The sequence below is a fragment of the Bradyrhizobium sp. McL0615 genome, from assembly GCF_049993905.1.
Taxonomy (GTDB): Bacteria; Pseudomonadota; Alphaproteobacteria; order Rhizobiales; family Xanthobacteraceae; genus Bradyrhizobium.
In genome coordinates this window covers 6,531,422-6,555,117 of the sequence record NZ_CP188254.1, presented here as the reverse complement: position 1 = coordinate 6,555,117, position 23,696 = coordinate 6,531,422, and the positions used below count along the sequence as shown (strand labels likewise).

Annotated in this window: 22 protein-coding genes; 17 read left to right on the top strand and 5 right to left on the bottom strand. The window is 63.1% G+C overall.

Translation table 11 applies throughout. From position 1 onward, the window contains the following. Position 1 precedes the first annotated feature (1 nt). A complete protein-coding gene (locus tag ACPPVP_RS31775; protein WP_426527541.1) occupies positions 2-436 on the bottom strand; it encodes a hypothetical protein in 435 nt (144 codons plus the stop codon). 69 nt (positions 437-505) lie between these two features. On the opposite strand from ACPPVP_RS31775, the gene ACPPVP_RS31770 reads away from it, so the two are divergent. Both ACPPVP_RS31770 and ACPPVP_RS31765 read left to right on the top strand, forming a co-directional pair. After that, positions 506-1,111: a hypothetical protein gene (locus tag ACPPVP_RS31770; protein WP_426527540.1), complete on the top strand. Its 606-nt coding sequence runs from the start codon at positions 506-508 to the stop codon at positions 1,109-1,111. A gap of 105 nt (positions 1,112-1,216) precedes the next feature. Then, on the top strand, positions 1,217-1,810 hold the full coding sequence (locus ACPPVP_RS31765; RefSeq protein WP_426527539.1) for a YdcF family protein: 594 nt from the start codon (positions 1,217-1,219) through the stop codon (positions 1,808-1,810). A 2-nt stretch (positions 1,811-1,812) separates the two neighbouring features. Here the strand turns inward: ACPPVP_RS31765 and ACPPVP_RS31760 are convergent, their stop codons facing one another. Continuing rightward, the gene (locus ACPPVP_RS31760; protein WP_426527538.1) at positions 1,813-3,153 is read right to left on the bottom strand and encodes a PLP-dependent aminotransferase family protein; all 1,341 of its coding nucleotides are present in this window, start codon (positions 3,151-3,153) and stop codon (positions 1,813-1,815) included. A gap of 180 nt (positions 3,154-3,333) precedes the next feature. Here ACPPVP_RS31760 and ACPPVP_RS31755 point away from each other — a divergent pair, with 180 nt between their 5' ends. The 4 genes from ACPPVP_RS31755 (at position 3,334) to ACPPVP_RS31740 (ending at position 7,134) form a co-directional block, all read left to right on the top strand. After that, positions 3,334-3,570, top strand: coding sequence for a DUF1127 domain-containing protein (locus ACPPVP_RS31755; protein ID WP_426527537.1), 237 nt, complete (start codon positions 3,334-3,336; stop codon positions 3,568-3,570). 358 nt (positions 3,571-3,928) lie between these two features. After that, on the top strand, positions 3,929-5,107 hold the full coding sequence (locus ACPPVP_RS31750; RefSeq protein WP_426527536.1) for a helix-turn-helix transcriptional regulator: 1,179 nt from the start codon (positions 3,929-3,931) through the stop codon (positions 5,105-5,107). Positions 5,108-5,357: 250 nt separating this feature from the next. Beyond that, entirely contained in the window at positions 5,358-6,578 is a 1,221-nt protein-coding gene (locus ACPPVP_RS31745; protein ID WP_426527535.1) for a Bcr/CflA family efflux MFS transporter, read from the top strand. Between the two features lie 388 nt (positions 6,579-6,966). After that, on the top strand, positions 6,967-7,134 hold the full coding sequence (locus ACPPVP_RS31740) for a hypothetical protein (RefSeq protein WP_426527534.1): 168 nt from the start codon (positions 6,967-6,969) through the stop codon (positions 7,132-7,134). Between the two features lie 16 nt (positions 7,135-7,150). Here the strand turns inward: ACPPVP_RS31740 and ACPPVP_RS31735 are convergent, their stop codons facing one another. Next, positions 7,151-7,576 (bottom strand): universal stress protein, encoded by a 426-nt coding sequence (locus ACPPVP_RS31735; RefSeq protein ID WP_426527533.1) that lies wholly within the window; start codon positions 7,574-7,576, stop codon positions 7,151-7,153. A 160-nt stretch (positions 7,577-7,736) separates the two neighbouring features. Next, positions 7,737-8,291, bottom strand: a complete 555-nt coding sequence (locus tag ACPPVP_RS31730; protein ID WP_426527532.1) for a SixA phosphatase family protein — start codon at positions 8,289-8,291, stop codon at positions 7,737-7,739. A 94-nt stretch (positions 8,292-8,385) separates the two neighbouring features. Between ACPPVP_RS31730 and ACPPVP_RS31725 the strand changes: the two genes are divergently transcribed. From ACPPVP_RS31725 to ACPPVP_RS31700, 6 genes are all read left to right on the top strand, one after another. Continuing rightward, positions 8,386-9,873 carry an NAD(P)/FAD-dependent oxidoreductase gene (locus ACPPVP_RS31725; protein ID WP_426527531.1) on the top strand — a complete coding sequence of 496 codons (1,488 nt, stop codon included), beginning with the start codon at positions 8,386-8,388 and terminating at the stop codon, positions 9,871-9,873. 63 nt (positions 9,874-9,936) lie between these two features. Continuing rightward, the gene (gene msrB, locus ACPPVP_RS31720) at positions 9,937-10,437 is read left to right on the top strand and encodes a peptide-methionine (R)-S-oxide reductase MsrB (protein ID WP_426527530.1); all 501 of its coding nucleotides are present in this window, start codon (positions 9,937-9,939) and stop codon (positions 10,435-10,437) included. 187 nt (positions 10,438-10,624) lie between these two features. Next, positions 10,625-12,430: a flagellar hook-basal body complex protein gene (locus ACPPVP_RS31715; RefSeq protein WP_426527529.1), complete on the top strand. Its 1,806-nt coding sequence runs from the start codon at positions 10,625-10,627 to the stop codon at positions 12,428-12,430. Positions 12,431-12,483: 53 nt separating this feature from the next. Beyond that, complete coding sequence (gene flgK / locus ACPPVP_RS31710; RefSeq protein WP_426527528.1) at positions 12,484-14,340, top strand: flagellar hook-associated protein FlgK; 1,857 nt, start codon at positions 12,484-12,486, stop codon at positions 14,338-14,340. 39 nt (positions 14,341-14,379) lie between these two features. Further along, a complete protein-coding gene (locus ACPPVP_RS31705; RefSeq protein ID WP_426527527.1) occupies positions 14,380-15,867 on the top strand; it encodes a flagellar biosynthesis protein FlgL in 1,488 nt (495 codons plus the stop codon). A gap of 123 nt (positions 15,868-15,990) precedes the next feature. Beyond that, complete coding sequence (locus ACPPVP_RS31700) at positions 15,991-17,889, top strand: tetratricopeptide repeat protein (protein WP_426527526.1); 1,899 nt, start codon at positions 15,991-15,993, stop codon at positions 17,887-17,889. Between the two features lie 233 nt (positions 17,890-18,122). Here ACPPVP_RS31700 and ACPPVP_RS31695 read toward each other — a convergent pair whose 3' ends face one another. Continuing rightward, on the bottom strand, positions 18,123-18,272 hold the full coding sequence (locus ACPPVP_RS31695; RefSeq protein WP_426527525.1) for a hypothetical protein: 150 nt from the start codon (positions 18,270-18,272) through the stop codon (positions 18,123-18,125). Here ACPPVP_RS31695 and ACPPVP_RS31690 point away from each other — a divergent pair. From ACPPVP_RS31690 to flaF, 5 genes are all read left to right on the top strand, one after another. Continuing rightward, complete coding sequence (locus tag ACPPVP_RS31690) at positions 18,271-19,530, top strand: flagellin (RefSeq protein WP_426527524.1); 1,260 nt, start codon at positions 18,271-18,273, stop codon at positions 19,528-19,530. The two genes, ACPPVP_RS31695 and ACPPVP_RS31690, sit on opposite strands and share 2 nt — an antisense overlap. A 401-nt stretch (positions 19,531-19,931) precedes the next feature. Then, positions 19,932-21,191, top strand: coding sequence for a flagellin (locus tag ACPPVP_RS31685; RefSeq protein ID WP_426527523.1), 1,260 nt, complete (start codon positions 19,932-19,934; stop codon positions 21,189-21,191). A gap of 260 nt (positions 21,192-21,451) precedes the next feature. Beyond that, positions 21,452-22,711 (top strand): flagellin, encoded by a 1,260-nt coding sequence (locus ACPPVP_RS31680; RefSeq protein ID WP_426527522.1) that lies wholly within the window; start codon positions 21,452-21,454, stop codon positions 22,709-22,711. A gap of 229 nt (positions 22,712-22,940) precedes the next feature. Then, positions 22,941-23,318, top strand: a complete 378-nt coding sequence (gene flbT, locus ACPPVP_RS31675) for a flagellar biosynthesis repressor FlbT (protein ID WP_426527521.1) — start codon at positions 22,941-22,943, stop codon at positions 23,316-23,318. Positions 23,319-23,321: 3 nt separating this feature from the next. Continuing rightward, positions 23,322-23,690: a flagellar biosynthesis regulator FlaF gene (gene flaF / locus ACPPVP_RS31670; protein WP_426527520.1), complete on the top strand. Its 369-nt coding sequence runs from the start codon at positions 23,322-23,324 to the stop codon at positions 23,688-23,690. Positions 23,691-23,696 lie beyond the last annotated feature (6 nt).

Here is a 23,696-nt window from a genome sequence, read left to right as displayed (position 1 = left end):
CTCAAGCCCTGCGCAAGGCGAAATGCGCACCGCAGAACGCCATTGCCGCACCCAGGCACAGCGCTGCAAGGCCCGCCAGCACGCCTGATATGGTCGGGACAGGGCTCGGCGCCGAGGCAGCCTGTCCGGCGCCGGCGAGCACCAGCACGCCGACCGCGATCAGGAACTGCCGCATCCGCTGCGGGATCTGGCCCGACGCCGCGCTGTGCATCAGGCCGGCGGTGAAATAGCCGCCGGAAAAGCCGACGGTCGCGATCAGCCACCACGCGATCGCTGCGCCCGCGGGCATGAACTCGGTGGTATCGGAACGCCACAGGCCGCCGAGATCGAGCCCGTAACGCGCGCCCAGCATGTGCACGGCCAGCGCCAGCAGCACTCCGGAAACAATCGCGCCGGCCAGGATCAGGCGGCGCGGAAAATAAGTCGTCTCGGCCATGGCCCGCTTGTAAGGTAAAGCCAGCCGGCTCCGCAAGCAGGCGGTTTCAAACGAAACGGATATTTTGGATTGCCGACATCACTGCCGAACCAGGCGGCCGAGGGCGAGGGGGCGCGCACGATCAGCTACGTCTATAAGGCGTCGCTGATCTCGTCGGCGTATCAATTCGAACTGACGGATTCCGGATTGTCGTGGCGGACCGGGCGACGGTCCGGCGTGTGGCCGTATGCCGATATCGCCTCGGTCCGTCTGTCGTATCGGCCGATGTCGATGCAGGCCCGCCGCTTTCGCGCCGATATCGCTAGGGCCGGGGAGGGGCGGATCGCCATCCTTTCGACGACCTGGCAGACCGTCTCCTTGATGACGCCGCAGGACCAGGGCTACCGCGCCTTCATCACCGAACTGCATCGAAGGATGAAGGCGGCAGGCAGCAGGGCTTCCCTGACCGGCGGCATCGGGACGGTCACCTATGCCACAGCGGTTACGATGGTGGCGTTGTTGGCGATCGCGATGATCGGTCTTCTGGTGCGGGCGCTTATGACGTTCGAATTCACCGGCGCGTTGTTTCTCGTCGGCATGGCCGCCTGGTTCGTCTGGACGATCGGCGGCTTCATCAAACGCAATCGGCCGCGCAGCTACTCTTTCGACCAGCTTCCCGACGCGCTGCTGCCATAGTCGCTTCGCAATCAAGCGAAATGAAATGTGACTTCGCGAAGCCGGCGACTGCCGGCATCGTTGCGGCCGAATTTCCCTGACGAATCGTCGCGACGGATCGAAGCAATGCGATTGCCGACCGAGGCCGAGATTGCCGCGATCAACGCACGGCATTTGATCGAGACGCCGCTACGGCCGGCGGACCTGCTGTTCATGTTCGGCACGCGCGAGGACGTCGAGGAGCGCGTCGATGAAGCCTGCCGGCTGTGGCGAAGGGGATATTTTCGCTGGGCGATCGTGAGCGGCGGCGTGACGGCAGGCTCCGATCTGTCGGAATGCGCGATCATTGCCGATGCCATGGTCGCGCGCGGGGTTCCTGCCGACATCATCCTGAGAGAGGATCGTGCGATGAACACGGGCGAGAACGTGATCTTCTCGCTGCCGATCATCGATGCCGCGCTAGGGCTCGCCAACATCCGTAGCGTGATCTGCCTCGGCAATACCTGGACCGCGCGCCGCTATCCGATGACGCTGCATCGGCACTGGCCGGAAGTGGAGAAGATGCTGGTCATGGTCGACAGTTTTCGGACGCCGCGTGCGCTCTGGCACACCGATGCCGAATTCTCGCGCCGCATGCTCCATGAATGGCACAAGATCGAGCCGTACAAGGCGAGGGGCTTTATCGCGGAGTGGCCGGGGAGCGAAACGCACGACCGGTAGATCTATTCTGTCGTATCGACGTCTTCTTTCGCCGTCAGCATTCCCGAGAGCGTGCGCAGCGCCAGATCGAGCTGTTCGGTAGAGGGGGCGCCGAGCGCCAGGCGTACGGCGTTGGGGGCATGGCCGGGGATCACGGCGAAAGTGGTCGAAGGGGTCAGTGCGATGTCGCGTCGGGCCGCCGCCGCGACGAATGTCTGCGAGCGCCAATGCTGCGGCAAGGTCAGCCAGAGATGGTAGGACTTGACGTTGGCCTGAACCTCGAAGCCGGCGAGATATCTCGCCGCCATCTGCTGGCGCCGCGCCGCGTCGATCCGTTTCAGCCGTGACAGTTCGGCCACCGTGCCATCCGCCATCAGCCGTTGTCCGGCGGCAAAGGCAAATCCGGAAGCCGTCCAGCCGCCCGAGCGAACCGCGGCCATGATGCGCTCGCGCAGGCGCGGCGGCGACACGATGAAGCCGAGCGCAAGGCCGGGCGCCACCTTCTTCGACAGGCTGTCGAGCGTGATGCAGCTATCCGGCGCCAGCGCGGCCATTGGCGTTTCCTCGTCGAGAAAGCCGTAGACCGTGTCCTCGATGACGGGGAGGCCGAGTTTTTCGACGACGCGCAGCAAATCGGCCCGGCGCGCCTGCGGCATGGTCATGCCGAGCGGATTTTGTATCGTCGGCTGAACGTACAGCGCCGACAGATGCGCCTCGCGATGCGCCTTTTGTACCGAGTCGGGGCGAACGCCATACTCGTCCATCGCCAGCGGCACCAGCGTGACGCCGAGCCTCGCCGCGATGTCCTTGATGAAGGGATAGGTCAACGCCTCGACGCCGCAGCGGCCGCCGCTTGGCACCATCGCCGCCAGTGCTGCCGCGATGCATTGCCGGCCGTTCGCGGTGAAGACCAGTTGATCGGGGGCGGGGGACCAGTCCTCCCGTGAGAGAAACTCGGCCGAAATGGTCCGTGCCGCCTGCGTGCCTGCCGTGGTTGAGTGCCGTAACGCGAGGTCGAGCACTTCGGGACGTTCCAGGCCGGCAAGGCTTCTCGCGATCATCGCCGATTGCGTCGGCAGGATCGGGTAATTCACTTCCAGATCGATGCGCGCGCCGCGCGGCTCGGCCGGCATGGCGATGCCGCGGCGCGTCTCGCCCGAAACGAATGTGCCGCGCCCGACTTCGCCGACCACGAGGCCGCGGCGCAACAGCTCGGTGTAGACGCGGCTCGCGGTGGAGACCGCAATCTTGCGCTCATAGGCAAAGCTGCGCTGCGGCGGCAGGCGGTCGCCGGGCTTGAGCGCGCCATTGGCGATCTCGGTGGCGACGGTATCGGCAAGCTTCAGGTACTCGAATTTTGACATAATTGCACCGAGAGCAATGTTTTCCTTGCACCGAGAACTGTATCGGATCATTTTGAACCCATCAAGCCCGAGATTGCACTGAGAGGGGTGCAAGACAATCAGTCCATTAGGGTGCAGGCGCTCTCGCAAGCGTTTGTGCCGGCGGCAGCCGCTTGCCGCGTGAAAGCAAGGAGAAGCGCGATGACGACGATATCCAGAACCATAGGCCAACCTGTGTCCCCCAGCGCGATGGGCGGCTTTTTCCGCCTGCTCGGCAAATGGGTAAACGGTATCGTCACCTATCTCGCGCGCCGCCAGGCCATCCAGACACTGAGCGAATTGGACGATCGCGCGCTCCGCGACATCGGCATCGAACGCAGCCGAATTGAATCGGCCGTGCGCAGCGGCGTCGATCCGGATTTCGGACGCATCATGTGAGGCGTCTGGATTGAATGCTGTAACGCCATCCGGCCCGGTCGAAGGATCGGGCCGAATTTTTTCGTCGAACGCATCGCGATGTCCGACCAGGGCCGCATCGGCACCGCCAGGGGCGGCCTTCGCGTGGCCTTCGGAGGCGATTTTCCTTGACGCGCCCGAGCAGAGGCTCGCCGGCTGGCCGTCGTGTGGTTGGTCTCGGGTCGAGCCAGGCATCGTAGGATCGTAGGATGGGCTGTATTCCCCACCAAACTACAGTGCCGCCTCAATATAATTTGAGCAGACGAGTTGTCCGGATCATCGCAATAGACTGATGAAGCATCACTGCCGTCTTACCGGGGGCGCGTTTTCGGGATGACCAATGAGCAATGTTTCACATCCGCGGTCGGTTTCTGCATTGTCCACACCAGGCGATTTCCAAGATCAGCGACGGCTGAGTGACCTGATCAGCGCCGTTTACGACGCTGCCATTGAAGCTTCTCTTTGGGAGAGCGCCATCGAACGGATCGCCGGCTTTGTCGGCGGTTCCGGCGGCGGACTTTTCTGCAAGGATGTCGGCGTACCGCACGCCTCGATCCCGCACCGCACTGGATTCCAGACGCCGTTGCCGGTTGCTCTCTTTCAACAGATCTATCCGGCCGCCGAGGGGCACTTTCTCGGCGACCTTGAACAGCCGATTGCGACCACCGACCTGATGTCGGTCGGCGAACTCGCCGAGAGCGAATTGTATCGTCAATGGGCCGAGCCCCAGGGCCTGGTCGATTTCCTGAGCGCGGTCGTCGACAGGACGACCGTCAGCGCCGCCATTTTCGGAGTCTTCCGCCACGAACGGAACGGCGTCGTCGACGACCATGCGCGCCGGCAAATGAGGCTGATCGCGCCGCATATCAGGCGAGCCGTGCTGATTGGCAGAATGTTCGAGTTCAAGGCGGCGGAAGTCGCAACCTTCGTCGATACGCTCGATGGGCTCAGTGCGGGCATGTATCTGGTCGATGCGACCGGGCGTCTGATTCATGCCAATGCCGCCGGCCAAGCGCTTCTTGGCGCGAGCGATATACTGAGTTCCGCGAGCGGGCGGCTGGTAGCTCGTGATGCGCAGATCGATCGAACCTTGCGGGACGTCTTTGCAGCCGCAGGGCAGGGCGACGCGGCCCTCGGCACCAAGGGCATCGCCGTGCCGCTGACCGGAAAGGACGGCGAGCGCTTTATCGCCCATGCGCTGCCGCTGACCTCAGGAGCGCGGCGCCGCGCCGGAGTTGTCGGTACAGCCGCTGCGGCTCTATTTGTCCGCAAGGCGACCTTAGCGGTACCTTCCGCGTCTCAAGCCATCGGCAGCGCCTTCAAGCTGACGCCGACCGAGCTTCGCGTATTGCTGGCGATCGTCGAGGTTGGCGGCGTTCCGGAAGTCGCGACCGCGTTCGGCATCGCCGACACGACGGTCAGGACGCATGTCACCCGCCTGTTCGAAAAGACGGGTACCTCGCGGCAGGCCGATCTCGTCAAACTCGTGGCAGGATATACGACGCCGCTAGCTGAATGAGCGTCACCGGGATCGTCACGCGGTCCAGCCTCTTGATCCGTATCGCCGCACGGCCGGCGTCGCGCATTGGCATAGCGCAGGGGCTGCATCCCATCTGACGGCCCGAAGCGTCCTCCGACATTCCTAGGACGACACCCAACAGACTATTGATCAGGATGGCAGGTGTCCGGCCGGAGAGCCGTGGCAGCGCAGACCATCAGGCATCCGATGTTCCCTGCGTTTTGACCAGCAAGCACGGGACACGCAAGCCATGAGCATTGAAGTCGTTCTGAGCAAGGCGTCTGCCGCAAAACCCAGGCAGCGAAGGGCAACGGCTTCCAGCGCGGTAATTTGTGCGTTCGCCGCCACGGGAATCTTGTCGACGAATATTTTTCTGCCCTCGCTGCCGGTGATTGCCGCCGATCTGCGCGTATCCAGCGCGGCCGTCACCTCGACCATCACGGTCTTTCTGGCGATTTTTGCCGTCGGACAATTGATTGTTGGTCCGTTGTCGGACCGGTTGGGTCGGCAAATACCAATCCTGATCGGGCTCTGCGTTTTTGTACTGGGAACGATGTGGTGCGCATTTGCGGGCGATCTCTTGGGCTTGTTGATCGGCCGGTCGATCCAAGCTGCCGGCGCATGTACGATGGCCGTTCTCTCCCGTGCCATCGCCCGGGATCTGTTCGACGGACAGGCGCTGGCAAAGGTAATGGCGTCGATCACGATCGCAACCGCGGCCGCCCCGGGGTTCTCGCCGCTCGTCGGCAGCGCGCTTGATCATCTCTTCGGCTGGCGCTCTGAATTTGCCTTTGTTGCGATTTTCGCAATCTGCGCCGCGGTGGCGTACGCGGCATTCGTCGGCGAAACCAAGGCCGCGTCCTACGGTTCGCTGCATCCGCTCAGCGTTGCCGGTTGCTATCTCGACCTGATTCGAGACGCGCGGTTTGCGGCGCCTGCCAGGACCGCCAGTTTGTTGATGGCCGGCTTGTTCGCCGTTTTCTCAGGTGCGCCGCGCGTGCTTCTCGAAGGCTTCCGCTTGTCACCGGTCACGCTTGGTCTGCTGTTTGCAGGCGTTGTTTTCCTGGTGTTTGGAGCAGGGATGCTGGCGCCAAGACTGTCGGCGCGGTTCGGCCTCTATCACGCGACGCTGATCGGCCTGGGATCGGCCGTTGTCGGAGGTGTCGCGCTGCTTCTCGCGATTCTGGCCGCGAAGAATTCGCTATTGCCATTTCTTGCCGCCGCTTCAGTCTTCCTGTTCGGTCTGGGAATCGCGAGCCCGCTGTCGAGCGCGGCCGCGCTATCGCCATTCAGCGACAAGGCCGGCGCCGCCGCAGCCTTGTTTGGTTTTTCGCAAATGGCCGGGGCGGCATGCGGCGCATCGCTCGCAGCTCTCCTTGCCGGCGACCCGGCCATCGGGCTTGGAATCGTGCTGGCGCTGACGTCGGTTCTCGCACTGGTCCTGCATGGGTGGAAAGGGCGGCCGGCGTAATCGGCCGTCGATTTTTCACGGCCACCGCACCGATGCGTGGCTCTGCCTCATCCGCTTTCTCTGGATGAAGTGCGCGAAATCCCACGATCCTACGACGCGGCGCCGGCATCCCCGTGACATGGTTGCGCAACTGCTTCGCAACCGGTCAGGGAATATCAGATGCATTCCGTCAATAGATCGCGGGTCACTGGCGCACACTGGCAAAATCCTTGGTCAACCGAAAACCGTCCGCGACCGGCGCTGGGCGTCCGCATCTGGACAAGGCTGGTAGCCGCCTTGCACGAATCCAGAGAGCAGGAAGCGGCGCGAGTGATCCGCCGGCATCGGGATCTCATTCAGAATTTTCAAGCGATCGAACTTCCCGGCCACAGGGATGGAGCCATCACCCGTGGATGATCGTCAAAGAGGACTGCGCGTTACGATTGAGCACATTTCCATCGCAGCCCTGATTGCCGGGCTCGCGCTAGCCATTGGGCTTGCGTTGTACGAGATCGACGCCGTGGTGAAGGACGCCAGTTCGCTTCTGGCCACGATTGCAACCACCGGCGGCGACTAGGCTCCGGATTCCAGGCCTAGTGCCGCACCACCAGCACCGAGCACTTGGCATAGCGCACGACGTGGCCGGCGTTGGAGCCGAGGAAGTAGGTCCGCATCGCCGGTCGGTGCGAGGTCATCACGATCAGGTCGGCCTTGATCGCCGCCGCCTCTTCGAGGATCTCGTGATAGATCCCGCCCTTCCGCACTGCGGTAGAAATGCGCGACGCCTCGATGCCGGATTCCTTTGCCACGATGGCGAGCGCTTCTTCCGAGGTGAAGCGCTGCTGGGCGTCGAAATCGGCCGGCACATATTCGGCCAGCATTACCGGCGTTATCGGCAATACGTTGAGCAGGCGCACCGAGCCGCTCCAGGTCTGCGACAGCGTCGCGGCGGTCGCGATCGCGGGCTTGGCGAGGTCGGTGTCGGCGAGATCGAGCGGCACAAGAATCGACTTGAACATCCGCGCCTCCTGGCTTGAGCCCGTTTGATCCTGAGTTATCAGGACCGGGCTGTAGCCTTTTGTTTTGACGTGTTTTCTTTTAGGCGAACTTGTTCTCAATTCGCTTGAAAACGGCGTCATGAGGAAGCTTAGCATGGCGGGGCGGGGATGTCCGCTTGCCTCAATCGTCCAGCGCCTGCTTCAGCAATTTCGGGCTGGTGAAGCGCACGAGTTTGCCGCGGCGGAACGCCACTTCGTCCCAGTCGTCGATCGCAAAATCCAGGATCGCCAAGCCGGCGGTTGGCAGATTGTCCTCAAGTGACTTCTTCGCCGCCGCGTCGCCGCTGCCGGCCAGCATCAGCGCCAGCTCATGCATGCCGGGATTATGACCGATCAGCATCAAGCGCGCGGGATCGGTAACTTCGGCCAGCCGGATCAGCCGCAGCAGCTGCGCCGGCTCGGCGCCATAGAGCTCGTCGAGCAATTCGACCTGTGGCTGCGGGAACTGTTCCCGCACGGCATCCTTCATGGCGTCGCGGGCGATCTCCCAGGTCTGCTTCGCCCGCACCGCGGTCGAAACCAGGACGGCGTCGGGGAGCGGTGGGTGCCGGCCGATCCAGGTTCCGATGGCGGCGGCATCCAGCCGGCCGCGCTCGTCGAGACGGCGGTCCTGGTCGTGGCCCGAAGGCGCGTCGTGTTCGGTCTTGGCGTGACGCAGCAGCATCAAACGGCGCATGGGCGCGATCTCGATTCGGTCTTAGTCTGGACTATTCTACAAGCTCATGTCCCGGATAGGGTGACAAGCGCTGCAGCGGTCCGTAAGAAACGCCATGCCCGAGACTTTCACAAGTGCGACCAACGGCCCCGACGACGACGCGCCTTTTCGCTCGCGTCTGTCATTCGACCTGGATGTTGACATTTGCGTGGTCGGAGCTGGCCTTGCCGGCCTGACCGTGGCGCTGGAGGCCGCGCGCCTCGGCGCCAGCGTGGCGGTGCTCGAAGGCCGGCATGTCGGCTGGAACGCGTCCGGCCATCAGCTCGGCACGGTGATGCCGGGCTACAGCCTTCCGATCGGCGACCTTATCGAGCGCGTCGGCCTCGAGGACGCGCGCGAGCTGTGGGCGCTGTCGAAGGAGGGCGCCGATTATGTTCGCGCCGCCGCCACCGAAGAGGCCATGCCCGGAATTACGCTGACCGAGGGCGCGCTGGAGGTCTCCAATGTCGACGCCGGCGAAACGCTGATCAGCCGGCTGCAGACGCTGAGCGAGGATTTTGAGACCGAGGTCGAAGGATGGCAGATCGATCGCGTTCGCGATCAGCTTGGGACCGCACGCTATTTCCACGGCATCTATTATCCGCGCGCATTCCAGATCGACGGCCGCAAATACATCCACGGTCTTGCCGCGCAGGCGAGACGGGCGGGCGCGCGCATCTTCGAGGATACACCGGTCGTCAGTATCGATCCGTCCGGGATTCGCAAGCGCATCGTGACGCCGTCGGCGCGCCTGCGCGCCTCGCACATCGTGCTGGCCGGAAACGTTCATCTCGGCGCCCCGTTGCGCCGCCTGTCGGAGACGCTGCTGCCGGTCTGGCGCTATGCTGCGGTCACGGAGCCGCTCGGCGAGCGGCTGGGCGAGGTGATCGCCTTCAAGGGGTCGGTAGCCGACAGCGACGGCATCGATCATTTCCGGATCGTCGACGGCGACCGGCTGATGTGGGCCAGCCCGGAAACCACCTGGGAAGCGCGGCCACGCCGCTTTGGTCCCGCCATTCAGCGTCGCATCGCCACCATCTTCCCCCAGCTCGGCAAGGTCGCGATATCGGACGTGTTCGGAGGTGCGGTCGGGGTGACCGTGCACGGCATGCCGCAGATCGGCCAGTTGAGAAAAGGACTGTGGGTCGCCAGCGGCTTTGGCCGCCATGGGCTGAACACCTCGGCGATGGCCGGGCAGGTGATCGCGCGCAGCATCCTGTGGGGCGAGGAACGCTGGAAACTGTTCTCGCCGTTCGAACTGGTGTGGGCGGGCGGCCCCACCGGCCGCGCTGCCGGCCATCTGATCGGCCTGTGGGGGCGGGGTCATTCCGCCGCGGCAGGCGCGCTGGCCCGTTACCGGGAAGGCGCCCGCGCCCGGGAACGCGTCCGCGATGCGCGATTGGCGGAGGCCAACCGGCAGGCCGGAACCGGGCCGCAGCGCCGTCCGCCGGCCGGCCCGCGCCCGGTACGTTCGCAGCCTCCGCAGCCGGCAGCGGCACAGGACGGCGGCGTATCAGCCGTTCCCTCGCAGGAAAGTGAGCGAATCCGGGACGGTTCCGTGTAACGTCGGGGTGCTTGGGCCGTACTTGATGGTGAACCGTTACGCCTGCCTCGCACGGAGATTTCCATGATCGACCGCCGTATCCTGCTCACATCCCTGGCCAGCCTGTTTGGCCTCGCCGCTTTCCGCTGGCTGCGCGCCACGCCGGCGCAGGCCGCCGAGAAATTCGAAGTGGAAAAGACCGACGCCGAATGGCGCGCGCAGCTCACGCCGCAGCAGTATGAAATCCTGCGCAAGCAAGGCACCGAGCGGCCGGGTTCCAGCCCGCTTCTGAAAGAAAAACGCAAGGGCACCTTTGCCTGTGCCGGTTGCGACCTGCCGCTGTTCTCCTCTGACACCAAATACGAGAGCGGCACCGGCTGGCCGAGCTTCTGGAAACCGCTCGACAATGCCATTGGCGAAACCAAGGACACGACGTTCGGGATGGCGCGCACGGAAGTCCACTGCCGCCGCTGCGGCGGACATATGGGTCACGTGTTCGACGACGGGCCGAAGCCGACCGGTTTGCGCTATTGCATCGACGGGTTTGGGCTGGTGTTTCACCCGGCGGGACCGCAGGCGTCATAGGGGCGCTGCCCGGCAATTGTTGCCCGCCCGGCAAATGTGCCCCGGTCCTCGGACCGGGGCTTTTTGTTTAAGTCATTGATTTGGAGAGATTCTAGGGTTTGGCACAACGCTTGCGACAGTTTCTCCCGACGCGGCCTGGGTTTCCTGAGACCGGCGAGCCGCCCGGATCGAATTTGGAGAAAATGTCATGGGTATCTTCGGCGCTCTTACGACCTCCGTCGCGGGCCTGCGCGCGCAATCCTATGCGCTGGAGAACATCTCCGGCAACATCGCCAACTCGCAGACCACCGCCTTCAAGCGGATCGACACCAGCTTCCTCGATCTGATCCCGGACACCGGCGTCAACAATCAACTCGCCGGCAGCGTCACCACCGCATCGCGCGAAACCAACACCGTGCAGGGCGACGTGCAGACCGCGTCGGTCTCCACCTACATGGCGATCAACGGCAACGGCTTCTTCGTGGTGCAGAAGCCCGGCAGCTTCAGCGACAACCAGCCGGTGTTTTCGGGCGTCGACAACTATACCCGCCGCGGCGACTTTGCGCTCGACAAGAACGGCTACCTGGTCAACGGCGCGGGCTATTATGTCGAAGGCGTTCCGATCGATCCGGCGACCGGCAACATGACCGGCAGCGTGCCGCAGGTGCTGAAATTCGCCAACGACTTCCTGCCGGCGGTGCCGACATCGGTGGTGAGCTACCGCGCCAATTTGGCGAGCTACCCGCTGACCACCAAGCACGACAATTCGATTCCGGGGTCGGAACTGTTGCAGCCGGCGGATTTCGCGTCCGGCAATCCGCGCTCGCTCGGCACGCCTGCCACGCCTTTTGGCGACGCAACGACCACGGGCGCCAGCAAAAATAACAAGGCGACACCGACGCCGGCGCAGATCTCGACATCGACGCTGTTGAACGGTGCCGCCGGCACCAATTCGCTCACGACCAATTTCGTCCTCAACGATACGATTACGGTGAACAACATCCCGATCACCATCGTCAATACGCCTACCAATCTGGCCGCCAACGAGATCAATCTCACTACCGGCACCGTCGGCGATTTGATGGCAAATATCCAAGCGATCACCGGCGTGGCGCCGACGATCAGCGGCGGTGCGATCACGCTGCATACCGGCACTGGCAGCACCCTCACGCTCGCCACCACCAATTCGACTGCACTTGGCGCAATGGGCCTTGCACCCTTGACCCTTCCGCGCACCGGCGGCGGCACTGCCGGCACGGGACAGGTGCTCGGCGGCGATCTCCAGGCCTTCGTCAACGAATCCATCAGCGGCGGAGCGGTGACGGCCTACGACATCTCCGGCTCGCCGGTCAGCCTGCAACTGCGCTGGGCCAAGGTCGACAGTTCGTCGCTCGGCGCCGGCCACACCGACACCTGGAACATGTTCTACCAAGTCGACTCCAGCGCCACCGGCACCGATGTCGCCTGGCAGAACGTCAACACCGACTTCACCTTCTCGCCGAACGGCCAGATGACGCCGGCGATCGGCGGCATCACCCTGACGGCGCCGACCATCGGCGGCGTGCCGCTCGGCAATATCCAGCTCAACTTCGGCGCCGGCGGCGTCACCCAGTTCGCCGATGCCAACGGCAATGTGAAGGTCAACCAGATCCAGCAGGACGGCTTTCCGGCCGGTTCGCTGCAGACCGTGTCGATCGGCCAGAACGGCCGCGTGGTCGGCAACTATTCCAACGGTCGCAACATCGACCTCGCGCAGATTTCGGTCGCAACCTTCAACGGCACCAACTTCCTCAAACGCATCGACGGCGGCGCGTTCGAGGCGACGGACCAGTCCGGCCAGGCGCTGTTCGGCAGCGGCGGCACGATCGTCGGCTCGTCGCTTGAAAACTCCAACACCGACATCGCCGACGAGTTCACCAAGCTGATCGTCACCCAGCAGGCCTATTCGGCCAACACGAAGGTGATCACCACATCCAACTCGATGGTTCAGGATCTGCTGAACGTGCTGCGATAGGTCGCGCACATGGACCGTCTGATCCGACAGGGAATTGAAACGAGCAGTTTGTCATGAGTCTCAGTCAAGCCCTCTCAATTGCCATGTCGGGATTGCGCGCCAACCAGCTTGCGCTGTCGCTGACCTCGTCGAACGTCGCCAATTCCGACACGCCGGGCTACATCCGCAAGACCGTCAATCAGATCCAGACGTCCTCCGGTTCGATCGGCGCCGGCGTCAGCATCACCGGCGTCAATCGCGAACTCGACCTGTATCTGCAGCAGCAGATCCGCACCGAGCAGTCCGGTGCGTCGTACGCCGACCTGCGCTCCTCGATCCTGAGCAGCCTGCAGTCGATCTACGGCACCCCCGGCGGCACCGGAACGCTGGAGACCGCGTTCAACAATCTGGTCACCGCGGTGCAGGGGCTATCGACCAGCTCGGACAGCCAGTCGGCACGGATCGGCGTGCTCAATGCCGCGCAGTCGCTGACGCAGCAGCTCAACAGCATGTCGGGCGGCATACAGTCGCTGCGCAGCCAGGCGGAAGCCGGGCTCAATTCCGCGGTCAACACCGCCAATACGGCGATGCAGCAGATCGTCAATCTCAACACCCAGCTTCAGAGCGGCAACACCAGCGATGCTGCGGCCGCGGCCCTGAAGGACCAGCGCGACCAGTATGTCGACCAGTTGTCGCAACTGATGGACATTCGCGTCATCGAAAACAGCAACAATCAAATCCAGGTCTTCACCAATTCGGGCGTGCAACTGGTCGGTGCCGAGGCCTCGACGCTGTCGTTCAATCCGCAAGGCACGGTGACACCGAACACCCAGTGGGACGCCGATCCGACCAAGAGCAACCTCGGCACCCTCTCGGTCCATTTCCCGAATGGCGGTTCGCTCAACCTGATTCAGACCAATTCGATCCGTTCCGGTACCATCGCCGGCTATCTTGAGCTGCGTGACAAAACGCTGGTGCAGGCGCAAACCCAGCTTGATCAGTTTGCCGCCAACATGTCGAGCCTGTTGTCGGACAAGACCACGGCGGGAACTGCGGTGAGCTCGGGGACGTCGAACGGCTTCGATCTCGATCTGTCCGGCCTGCAGAGCGGCAATGCAGTCCATCTCACTTATACGGATACCAACAACGTCCAGCATCAGCTGTCGCTGGTGCGGGTCGACGATCCGTCGGTGCTGCCCTTGTCCAACAACGCCACCACCGATCCCAACGATCAGGTGATCGGTATCGATTTCTCCGCCGGCATGGCTTCGGTGACGAGCCAGCTCAATGCGGCGCTCGGCTCTGCCGGCCTGCAGTTCTCCAACACCGGCTCGACGTTGCGGGTGCTCGACAACGGCATCGGAACCGCGACCGTGAACGCCGCCTCCGTGACGTCGACCACATCATCGCTGGTGGGCGGCAGCGGCGAGGTGCCGTTGTTCACCGACGGCAACGGCCTTTATACCGGCGCGATCACCGCGGCAGGCCAGCAGTCGGTGGGACTCGCGGCGCGAATCCGGGTGAACAGCCAGCTCGTCGGCGATCCGTCGAAGCTGGTACAGTACAACGCGACGACGCCGTCCGGCGACACCAAGCGACCGGATTTCCTTTACCAGCAGCTCACTGCCGGCAAGTCGCTGTATTCGCCGTCGACCGGCTTCGGTACCTCGACGTTACCGTTCCAGGCGACGCTGTCGAATTTTTCACAGCAGATCGCCAGCGCCCAGGGCCAGGCGGCGGATACTGCCAAACAGATCGCCGACGGTCAGGATGTGGTGCTGAGCACGCTGCAGCAGAAGTTCAACAGCCAGTCCGGTGTCAACATCGACGAAGAGATGGCGCATTTGCTGTCGCTGCAGAATGCATATGCAGCGAACGCGCGGGTGATGTCGACCGTCAAGCAGATGTTCGACTCGTTGATGCAGGTCTAGCGTGATCGGTTTGGCGCGACGGTTTTGGAGTAGGTCATCATGACGGTTAGCGGCGTAGGCATCAAGACATCGATTCTGGCATCGCGGATCCTGGATATGCAAAGCCAGTTCGACAGTCTGCAGACCCAGCTTGCCACCGGCAAGAAATCGAACACCTATGCCGGCATGGGCACCAACCGCGGCTTTGCCGTCGCGCTGCGCGCGCAGATCAGCAGCATCGACTCGTTCGCGGATACGCAGACCAATGTCACCACCCGCATCAACGTCGCCAACGCGGCGCTGACGCGGATTGTAGCGATCGGAACCACGGTGCAGGGCGCGGCGGTGACGTCCTCGACCCAGATCACCAGCAACGGCCAGACCATCGCCCAGGGCACGGCGCGCAGTTCGCTCGACGAGATGCTGAGTCTGCTGAACAGCCAGTCGGGCGATCGCTATCTGTTTTCCGGACGCGCGACCGACACCGCGGCGACGGCGGCGACCGGCGACATTCTCGACGGTGTCGGCGCGCAGGCGGGCCTGAAGCAGCTGATCGCGGAACGCAAGCAGGCCGATGTCGGCTCCGGCACCGGCCGGCTGACGCAGGCGACGCCGACGCCGACGTCGATTTCATTGACCGAGGACACAGGTCCGTTTGGCCTGAAGCTCGCATCGATCACCTCGTCGGCTGCAAGCGTCACGACCACCGGGCCGACCGGCTCGCCGGCCACCGGGTCGTTCGATCTCGGCGCGACCAACCTGAACACCGGCGACACCATCACGGTGGCGTTCAATCTGCCGGACGGCACCAGCGAAAACGTGCAGTTGACCGCGACCACCACGACGCCGCCGCAGGCCGGCCAGTTCCTGATCGGCGCCAACTCGACCGCGACCGCCGCCAACGTCAACGCCGCGTTGACCACCGCCGTCGGCGCTCTCGCCAACGGCGCCCTGGTCGCGGCGTCCGCTATGAAGGCGTCGAGCGAATTCTTCGGCGGCAGTCCGGTGGCGCGTGTCGGCGGCCCGCCGTTCGCCACCGCGACGACGCAGGTGCCCGGCACGGCTGCGAATACGCTCTCCTGGTACACTGGCGAAACCGGCACCGACCCCGCGCGCGGCACCGCGGTGGCCCGCGTCGACGACGGCATCAGCGTGCAATATGGCGCCCGTGCCAACGAGCCGGCGCTGACGTCGCAATTGCAGACCATCGCGGCCATGGCCGCCATGAGCACGACGGCCGGCGACCCGAACGCCAGCGCCCAGATCGGCGCGCTCTACCAGCGGGTGGCGACAAAACTTCTGGCGCAGCCCGGCCAGCAGAGCGTGCAGGACATGCAGGCGGATTTCGCCGGCGCCCAGACCGCGATGCAGTCGGCATCCGATCGCCAGACCCAAACCAAGAACACCGCCGAGACCATGCTGCAATCTATCGAAGGCGTCACCGACGCGGAGGTCACGGCAAAACTCCTCGCCGTGCAGAACAGCCTCAACGCGTCGTATCAGACGACGGCGATGCTGTATCAAACCTCGCTGTTGAAATTCCTGTAACGGGTCGGCCGTCACTGGCCTCCGTTATCGCCGGACTTTGGGCTTGAGACTTTGTAATCCTTCCCGGTTGCCGCGGAATCACCTAACGATTCGGCGCTGGGGTCATTTTGAATTGGGGGGCTGATGAACCGTCACCAACGCCGGACTGCCGCTAAATCCGCGAAGATCACGCCCGGACCGCACGCGACCACGCCGGCTGCGCTCTGCGAACTCGGTTTCAGCCTTCTGCAGGTGGGACAGGTCGCCGAAGCCGAAGGCTGTTCCCGGCAAGCCCTGACTCAGGAGCCGGACTACGCCGACGCGATGCATCTGATGGGCATTGTCGCCTTCCACAACCGGCAATACGATCACGCGGTCGAGTGGATCGCGCTTGCCCTCCGGCAGGTGCCGAAACCCGAATACCTCTTGAGTCTCGGCAATGCATTGCAACAGTTGGGTCGGTTGGACGAGGCCCTGAAGGCCTACGATCGCGGCGTGATGTTCAAGCCCGAGGACGCCGAGCTGTGGAAGAGCATGGGCAACGTGCTCATCAAGATGGAGCGTTCCGACGAGGCCGTGCTGAGTTTTCAGCATGCCTTGAAGTTCAATCCGCGCCATCTGGAAGCTGCGAGCACCTGCGCGCAACTGCTGTTTAATCTGAAACGCTATGACGAAGCGTTGGCCTTGTTCAATCAGTCCGACGAGATCGAGCCGGGGCGCGTAGGCCTCTTTCAGGTACGCGGCATTTGCTTCGAGCAGACAATGCGGTTCGAGGAAGCGCTGGCCGATTACAACCGGGCGCTGCAGCTCGATCCGCGCCACGCTGAAACCCACTGCAATGTGGGCGTCGTCCATCTGAGATTCTTTCGCTTCGACGAGGCGCACGCGTGCTTCGATCGCTCGCTCAAGCTGAATCCGAAGCAGCCGACGACATTGACCAACAAGGCGCTCGCGCTGGTCGAACAGCATCGGTTCGATGAAGCCTTTGTGCTCTACGCGAAAGCGCTGGCCATCGATCCGGATAATCCGTCGACGCGCTGGAACTTTGCCATGCACAAGTTGCTGACCGGCGATTTCGAAACCGGCTGGGCCGGCCGCGAAGCGCGTTGGAAGGCCAATGTCGGCCTGATCGAGCGCAACTTCACCCAGCCGCTTTGGCTGGGGCAAGAGTCGATCGCAGGCAAGACCATCCTGCTGCATGCGGACGAGGGATTGGGCGATGTGCTCCATTTCGCCCGCTATGTGCCGATGGTGGCTGCGCTCGGCGCGCGGGTCATTCTCGAGGTCCCGGGTGCGATCCATTCCCTGATGCTGGGGATGTCCGGGGTGACGCACGGCGTGCCGCGGGGTTTCCCCATGATGCCGGCGTTCGATGTCCATTGCCCGTTGTCCAGCCTGCCGCTGGCGTTCCGCACGCGGCTGGAGACGATTCCGGCGCCGGTGGCGTATCTGCCTGCCGTTCCGCAGGCGCTCTGCGAGGAATGGCAAAGCCGGCTAGGACCGCACGATCGCTTCCGCGTCGGCCTCGTATGGTCCGGCAACCGGGTTCACAAGAACGATCACAACCGGTCGATCGCGCTACAGGCGCTGTCACCGATCCTGGATCTCGATGCCACCTTCGTCAGCCTGCAGAAGGATCCGCGCGACCAGGACATGGTCTTCCTGCGCGAACGCGCCGAAATCCTCGACGTCAGCGAGCACCTCACGGATTTCGTCGCTACGGCCGCTTTGATCTCCTGCCTCGATCTCGTGATCACGGTGGACACCAGCGTTGCCCACCTCGTGGGGGCGCTCGGCTGCCCGGTGTGGATCATGCTGCCGTTCACGCCCGACTACCGCTGGCTGCTCGATCGCGACGACAGCCCCTGGTATCCGACCGCGCGTCTGTTCCGGCAGACCGAAACGCGCGACTACGCACCCGTGATCGATCGCATTCGGACCGAGCTGCAGAATCTGATCGGTGCGTGGCGGCCCACCCCGGAGATGGCCGAAGCCCCTCTCGCTGCATCTGCATCGCCCGACGAGCCGGCATTGACGAGCTGAGCTTCGCACCGGCCCGGCCGTCGCTCGGAGCCTGTTGGCTCCGGGCATGATCATGCCGCGGGCCTTGCCACCGCTCTGAAGACGCGCGGCGCTTTTTGCGACCTTCAATGATGTGCGAGCGAGCAGGACCTCGGAAGCTGGTCCGCGCGCTGTTTACGCCTGGTGACACCTGACCGCCGGTGACCACCCGGCCGCCGGTGACCACCCGACCTCGCCGAACTCTCCGCTCCCCTTCACCCTTTTTTAACCATGATTTTGAAACCGGCGCGGTAGCACTGCATCTGCCGGTCCAATTTAGTTTTCATTGACCATTTGGTTTCAGGGTCTCCCCGGGTTCGGCCAAGAAGGCTGAGCTGTTGCGTACACCAGAAAGGTAGCGTCATGTCTCTCTCCAACATCACCCTCTCGTCTTCGGTTCGCCAGAACCTGCTCTCGCTGCAGGACACCGCGAGCCTGCTCTCGACCACGCAGACCCGCCTCGCCACCGGCAAGAAGGTCAACAGCGCGCTCGACAACCCCACCAACTTCTTCACCGCCTCCGGCCTCGACGCCCGCGCCAGCGACATCGGCAACCTGCTCGATAGCATCGGCAACGGCGTGCAGGTGCTGCAGGCCGCCAACACCGGCATCACCTCGCTGTCAAAGCTGGTCGATACCGCGAAGTCGATCGCCAACCAGGCGCTGCAGCAGCCCTCGGGCTACAGCACGAAGGCCAACTTGGAGTTCACCGGCGCTGCGACCGGCTTTACAACCGTGGCAAGTGCTACGAACCTGAACCAGGGCGCTCTCACCGGTAGCGTGTTCACCTTCACGAACTCGGCTGGTACCGCCGCCACGATCACGGTCGGTGCGACGGCTGTCGCCTACAATGCCACCGCCAAGACGGCGACGGTTAAGTCGCTGGACGACCTCAACCAGGCCTTGTCGCTGGCTGGCGTCAATCTGACGGCCTCGATTTCCGGCACGGACAAGCTGACCTTCACGTCGACGAACGACGGTGCGAGCCAGATCATCACCGGCACGACGGCAGCTGCGACCGGTGTTGCTGCCAACACCATCAACATCTCCGCGAACGCGGCTGGTGGTGGCGCTGGCGGAACCGTTGTCGCCGCAATTGCGGACTCGGTGTCGCAGACGGCCCGTTCCAGTCTCGTTGCCCAGTACAACCAGATCATCCAGCAGATCACCACCACTGCGCAGGACGCGTCCTTCAACGGCGTCAACCTGCTCAACGGCGATACGCTGAAGCTGGTGTTCAACGAAACCGGCAAGTCGACCTCGACGATCACGGGCGTGACCTTCGATCCGAACGGTCTCGGCCTGAAGTCGCTCGTCAATGGCACCGACTTCATCGATAACTCCGCGACCAACTCGGTTCTGACGGCGCTCAACACCGCCAGCACCACGCTGCGCTCGCAGGCTTCGGCCTTCGGCGCCAACCTCTCGATCGTGCAGATCCGTCAGGACTTCTCGAAGAACCTGATTAACGTGCTGCAGACCGGGTCGTCCAACCTGACCCTGGCCGATTCCAACGAGGAAGCGGCCAACAGCCAGGCGCTGTCGACCCGCCAGTCGATCGCGGTCTCCGCGCTCGCGCTCGCCAACCAGTCGAACCAGAGCGTTCTGCAGCTCCTGCGCTGATTTCGGCGAACTACTCGATCCATCACGGCGGCGGGGCTTCGGCCCCGCCGTTTTTTTGATGTGGTGGATCATCTGCGGCCCAATGTTCTGGGTTGGAAGGTATACTTTCGGCTGGCGCAAACGCCGAAGGTCTGGCGAGACGCTGGGACGAGGCGACCAATCGCTCTCTAATGGCCTGACACTTGGGCGTCCCCGGATGGCTTTGCCGCCCCGAAGTTTCGACTTCTACTCATCATTTACCCATCATTTTCACTCTTTATTCCACATGACTTCAGAACCCGCCTGGTATCGGCGGATCTCTCAGGCCGATTTCATTTCCCATTGATCATTTGCTTTCAGGGTTGCCCCCGGGTTCGGCCAAGAAGGCCGGGCTGTTGCGTAACACCAGAAAGGTTTTGTTCATGTCTCTCTCCAACATCACGCTCTCGTCTTCGGTCCGCCAGAACCTGCTCTCGCTGCAGGACACCGCGAACCTGCTCTCGACCACGCAGACCCGCCTCGCCACCGGCAAGAAGGTCAACAGCGCGCTCGACAATCCGACCAACTTCTTCACCGCCTCCGGCCTCGACGCCCGCGCCAGCGACATCGGCAACTTGCTCGATAGCATTGGTAACGGCGTGCAGGTGCTGCAGGCCGCCAACACCGGCATCACCTCGCTGTCAAAGCTGGTCGATACCGCGAAGTCGATCGCCAACCAGGCGCTGCAGCAGTCCTCGGGCTACAGCACGAAGGCCAGCTTGGAGTTCACCGGTGCTGCGACCGGCCAAACAACCACGGCAAGTGCTTCGAACCTGAACCAGGGCGCTCTCACCGGTAGCGTGTTCACCTTCACGAACTCGGCTGGTACCGCCGCCACGATCACGGTCGGTGCGACGGCTGTCGCCTACAATGCCACCGCCAAGACGGCGACGGTTAAGTCGCTGGACGACCTCAACCAGGCCTTGTCGGCGGCTGGCGTCAATCTGACGGCCTCGATTTCCGGCACGGACAAGCTGACCTTCACGTCGACGAACGACGGCGCGAGCCAGATCATCACCGGCTCGACGGCAGCTGCGACCGGTGTTGCTGCCAACACCATCAACATCTCCGCGAACGCGGCTGGTGGTGGCGCTGGCGGAACCGTTGTCGCCGCTGTTGCGGACACGGTGTCGCAGACGGCCCGTTCCAGCCTCGTTGCCCAGTACAACCAGATCATCCAGCAGATCACCACCACTGCGCAGGACGCGTCCTTCAACGGCGTCAACCTGCTCAACGGCGATACGCTGAAGCTGGTGTTCAACGAAACCGGCAAGTCGACCTCGACGATCACGGGCGTGACCTTCGATCCGAACGGTCTCGGCCTGAAGTCGCTCACCAACGGTACCGACTTCATCGATAACGCAGCGACCAACTCGGTTCTGACGGCGCTCAACACCGCCAGCACCACGCTGCGCTCGCAGGCTTCGGCCTTCGGTGCCAACCTCTCGATCGTGCAGATCCGTCAGGACTTCTCGAAGAACCTGATCAACGTGCTGCAGACCGGGTCGTCCAACCTGACCCTGGCCGATTCCAACGAGGAAGCGGCCAACAGCCAAGCGCTGTCGACCCGCCAGTCGATCGCGGTCTCCGCGCTTGCGCTCGCCAACCAGTCGAACCAGAGCGTTCTGCAGCTCCTGCGCTGATTTCGGCGAACTACTCGATCCATCACGGCGGCGGGGCTTCGGCCCCGCCGTTTTTTTGTGTCTGGAACGGGAGGATCATGTCGTTCGAAAACAGCGCCTTAAAGGGTTGTGAGCAGGGGAACCGGCTATTAACCATGCCTCATAAGGTACCGTTAACCACATTTTAAAAGCTTTTGTTCATAACGTACTCGGGTGAGGTCATGTAGCCCGCCGGCGCGGGAGAAGGTGCCGGCGACGCACACTTGAGGAAGGCGTTGAATATGTCCGATATCGTCCTGACGGCGGCAGTCCGCCAGAACCTGCTCTCGCTGCAGGGCACCGCCGACCTGCTCTCGAAGACACAGACCCGCCTCGCCACCGGAAAGAAGGTCAACAGCGCGCTCGACAACCCGACCAACTACTTCACCGCGGCCGGCCTCGATGCCCGCGCCGGCGACATCAGCAATCTTCTCGACAGCATCGGCAACGGCGTACAGGTGCTGCAGGCCGCCAACACCGGCATCACCTCGCTGCAGAAGCTGGTCGATACCGCCAAGTCGATCGCCAACCAGGCGCTGCAGCAGCCGACGGGCTACAGCACCAAGTCCAGCATTGCATTCACCGGCACGGGCACCGGGGTCCCCCCCGCAGGTCCGGCGACTGCCGCCGACCTCACGACCAGCAAGCTCAACGGTAGTGTTTTCACGTTCACCAATTCGGCGGGCACCGCTGTGACGATCACGGTCGGCACGACTGCCTCGCCCTTCAATTCCACGACCAAGGCGGCGACCGTCAAGACGCTCGACCAGCTCAACACGGCGCTGGCAGTGGCGGGCGTCAACCTGTCAGGTTCGATCACCAACACGGACGAGCTGACCTTCACGTCGACCAACGACGGTGCAGCCCAGACGATCACCGGCACGACGGCCGCTACTGCGCCTACCACGCTGGATGCAATCAACATCAGCGCCAATGCGGTCGGTGGCGGCGCCGGCGGCACAGTCGTTGGAACGGTTCCCGATGCGGTGTCGCAAACCGCGCGCGCCACGCTGGTCACCCAGTACAACCAGGTCATCGAGCAGATCAAGACCACGGCGCAGGATGCATCGTTCAACGGCATCAACCTTTTGGACGGCAACTCGCTGAAGCTGATCTTCAACGAAACCGGCAAGTCGACGCTGACGATTGCGGGCGTCAGCTTCGACCCGAATGGCCTCGGCCTCGCACCGCTCGCCCCTGGCACTGATTTCATCGACAACGTGCTGACCGGCAAGGTGCTGAACGCGCTCAACAACGCCAGCAGCACGCTGCGCTCGCAGGCTTCGGCGTTCGGCGCCAACCTCTCGATCGTGCAGATCCGCCAGGATTTCGCGAAGAACATCATCAACGTGCTGCAAACCGGATCGGCCAATCTGACGCTGGCCGACTCCAACGAGGAGGCGGCCAACAGCCAGGCGCTGTCGACCCGCCAATCGATCGCGGTCTCCGCGCTCGCGCTCGCCAACCAGTCGCAGCAGAGCGTGCTCAAGCTCCTCCAGTAAGCCGGAGAAACGTTTCAGGCCATAAAAACGGCGGGGCAGGGTCCCGCCGCTTTTCCTTGAAACCGCGATGGAGCCGACGGACGACGCCCAAACTCGCTCCGTTAATGAAGCAAAAGCCTTTTTTTTGATGCAGTTTTGCATTGGAATGTTCGGGTATTGTTCATGGTGATTCGTGTAATTGGTTCCGGACACGCGCGCCGCGATGCGGCTGTTTGCAAGGGGTTAGGCGATGGCGCTGAAGGTTGAATTGAAGCCGTTCGAGCGGATCATCATCGGTGAAAGCGTGATCACCAATTCGGAGACGCGAGCGCACTTTTTGATCGATGGCGAAGCGCCGATCCTGCGCGAGAAGGACATCCTGACGGCGGAGACAGCCAATTCCCCGGTGAAGCGAGTCTATCTCTGCGTGCAGCAGATGTACCTGGAGAAGGACATCCCGAAGTACCAGGAACTTTATATGGGCTTCGTCAAGGATTTGCTGGAGGCGGTGCCGAGCTTCAGGCCGCAGATCGAAGCCTCAAGTAAGCTAATTTTAAGCGGCCAGCTCTACGTTTCGTTAAAGGAAATGCGCAAGCTTATCAAACTGGAAGAGGAGTTGCTGAGGTGACGAATGTCTAGTGCTGCCGCCAACGCCTACGCACGTATTGCGAACACCACCTCTTCCCCCCGTGATATCGAAGCCCAGGCCCTGCTGAAGGCGGCGAACAAGTTGCAGGCTATCGTCACCAATGAAAACGCGACGAGCGAGCAGATCTCCGAAGCGCTGATGTTCAATCGTAAACTGTGGTCCATTTTTCTCAGCGATGTCTTGCGCGATGAAAACCAGCAGCCGTTGCACGTGCGGCAGAACATCGCCAACATCGGTATCTTCGTTGTGAGCCAGACCATGGCGCTGCAGGTCAGCCCGCAGGTCGAACACATCAAGCCGTTGATCGAAATCAACCGCAATCTCGCGGCCGGCCTCAGCGGCCGCGCCTGAACAGAA

Coding starts and splice junctions, on each gene's coding strand:
- msrB (WP_426527530.1), top strand. CDS start 9,937: ATGATCGACCGCCGTATCCTGCTCACATCCCTGGCCAGCCTGTTTGGC.
- ACPPVP_RS31775 (WP_426527541.1), bottom strand. CDS start 436: ATGGCCGAGACGACTTATTTTCCGCGCCGCCTGATCCTGGCCGGCGCG.
- ACPPVP_RS31730 (WP_426527532.1), bottom strand. CDS start 8,291: ATGCGCCGTTTGATGCTGCTGCGTCACGCCAAGACCGAACACGACGCG.
- ACPPVP_RS31700 (WP_426527526.1), top strand. CDS start 15,991: ATGAACCGTCACCAACGCCGGACTGCCGCTAAATCCGCGAAGATCACG.
- ACPPVP_RS31765 (WP_426527539.1), top strand. CDS start 1,217: ATGCGATTGCCGACCGAGGCCGAGATTGCCGCGATCAACGCACGGCAT.
- ACPPVP_RS31680 (WP_426527522.1), top strand. CDS start 21,452: ATGTCCGATATCGTCCTGACGGCGGCAGTCCGCCAGAACCTGCTCTCG.
- ACPPVP_RS31685 (WP_426527523.1), top strand. CDS start 19,932: ATGTCTCTCTCCAACATCACGCTCTCGTCTTCGGTCCGCCAGAACCTG.
- ACPPVP_RS31735 (WP_426527533.1), bottom strand. CDS start 7,576: ATGTTCAAGTCGATTCTTGTGCCGCTCGATCTCGCCGACACCGACCTC.
- ACPPVP_RS31725 (WP_426527531.1), top strand. CDS start 8,386: ATGCCCGAGACTTTCACAAGTGCGACCAACGGCCCCGACGACGACGCG.
- ACPPVP_RS31690 (WP_426527524.1), top strand. CDS start 18,271: ATGTCTCTCTCCAACATCACCCTCTCGTCTTCGGTTCGCCAGAACCTG.
- ACPPVP_RS31745 (WP_426527535.1), top strand. CDS start 5,358: ATGAGCATTGAAGTCGTTCTGAGCAAGGCGTCTGCCGCAAAACCCAGG.
- ACPPVP_RS31750 (WP_426527536.1), top strand. CDS start 3,929: ATGAGCAATGTTTCACATCCGCGGTCGGTTTCTGCATTGTCCACACCA.
- ACPPVP_RS31695 (WP_426527525.1), bottom strand. CDS start 18,272: ATGACGCTACCTTTCTGGTGTACGCAACAGCTCAGCCTTCTTGGCCGA.
- flbT (WP_426527521.1), top strand. CDS start 22,941: ATGGCGCTGAAGGTTGAATTGAAGCCGTTCGAGCGGATCATCATCGGT.
- ACPPVP_RS31760 (WP_426527538.1), bottom strand. CDS start 3,153: ATGTCAAAATTCGAGTACCTGAAGCTTGCCGATACCGTCGCCACCGAG.
- ACPPVP_RS31755 (WP_426527537.1), top strand. CDS start 3,334: ATGACGACGATATCCAGAACCATAGGCCAACCTGTGTCCCCCAGCGCG.
- ACPPVP_RS31715 (WP_426527529.1), top strand. CDS start 10,625: ATGGGTATCTTCGGCGCTCTTACGACCTCCGTCGCGGGCCTGCGCGCG.
- ACPPVP_RS31705 (WP_426527527.1), top strand. CDS start 14,380: ATGACGGTTAGCGGCGTAGGCATCAAGACATCGATTCTGGCATCGCGG.
- flgK (WP_426527528.1), top strand. CDS start 12,484: ATGAGTCTCAGTCAAGCCCTCTCAATTGCCATGTCGGGATTGCGCGCC.
- flaF (WP_426527520.1), top strand. CDS start 23,322: ATGTCTAGTGCTGCCGCCAACGCCTACGCACGTATTGCGAACACCACC.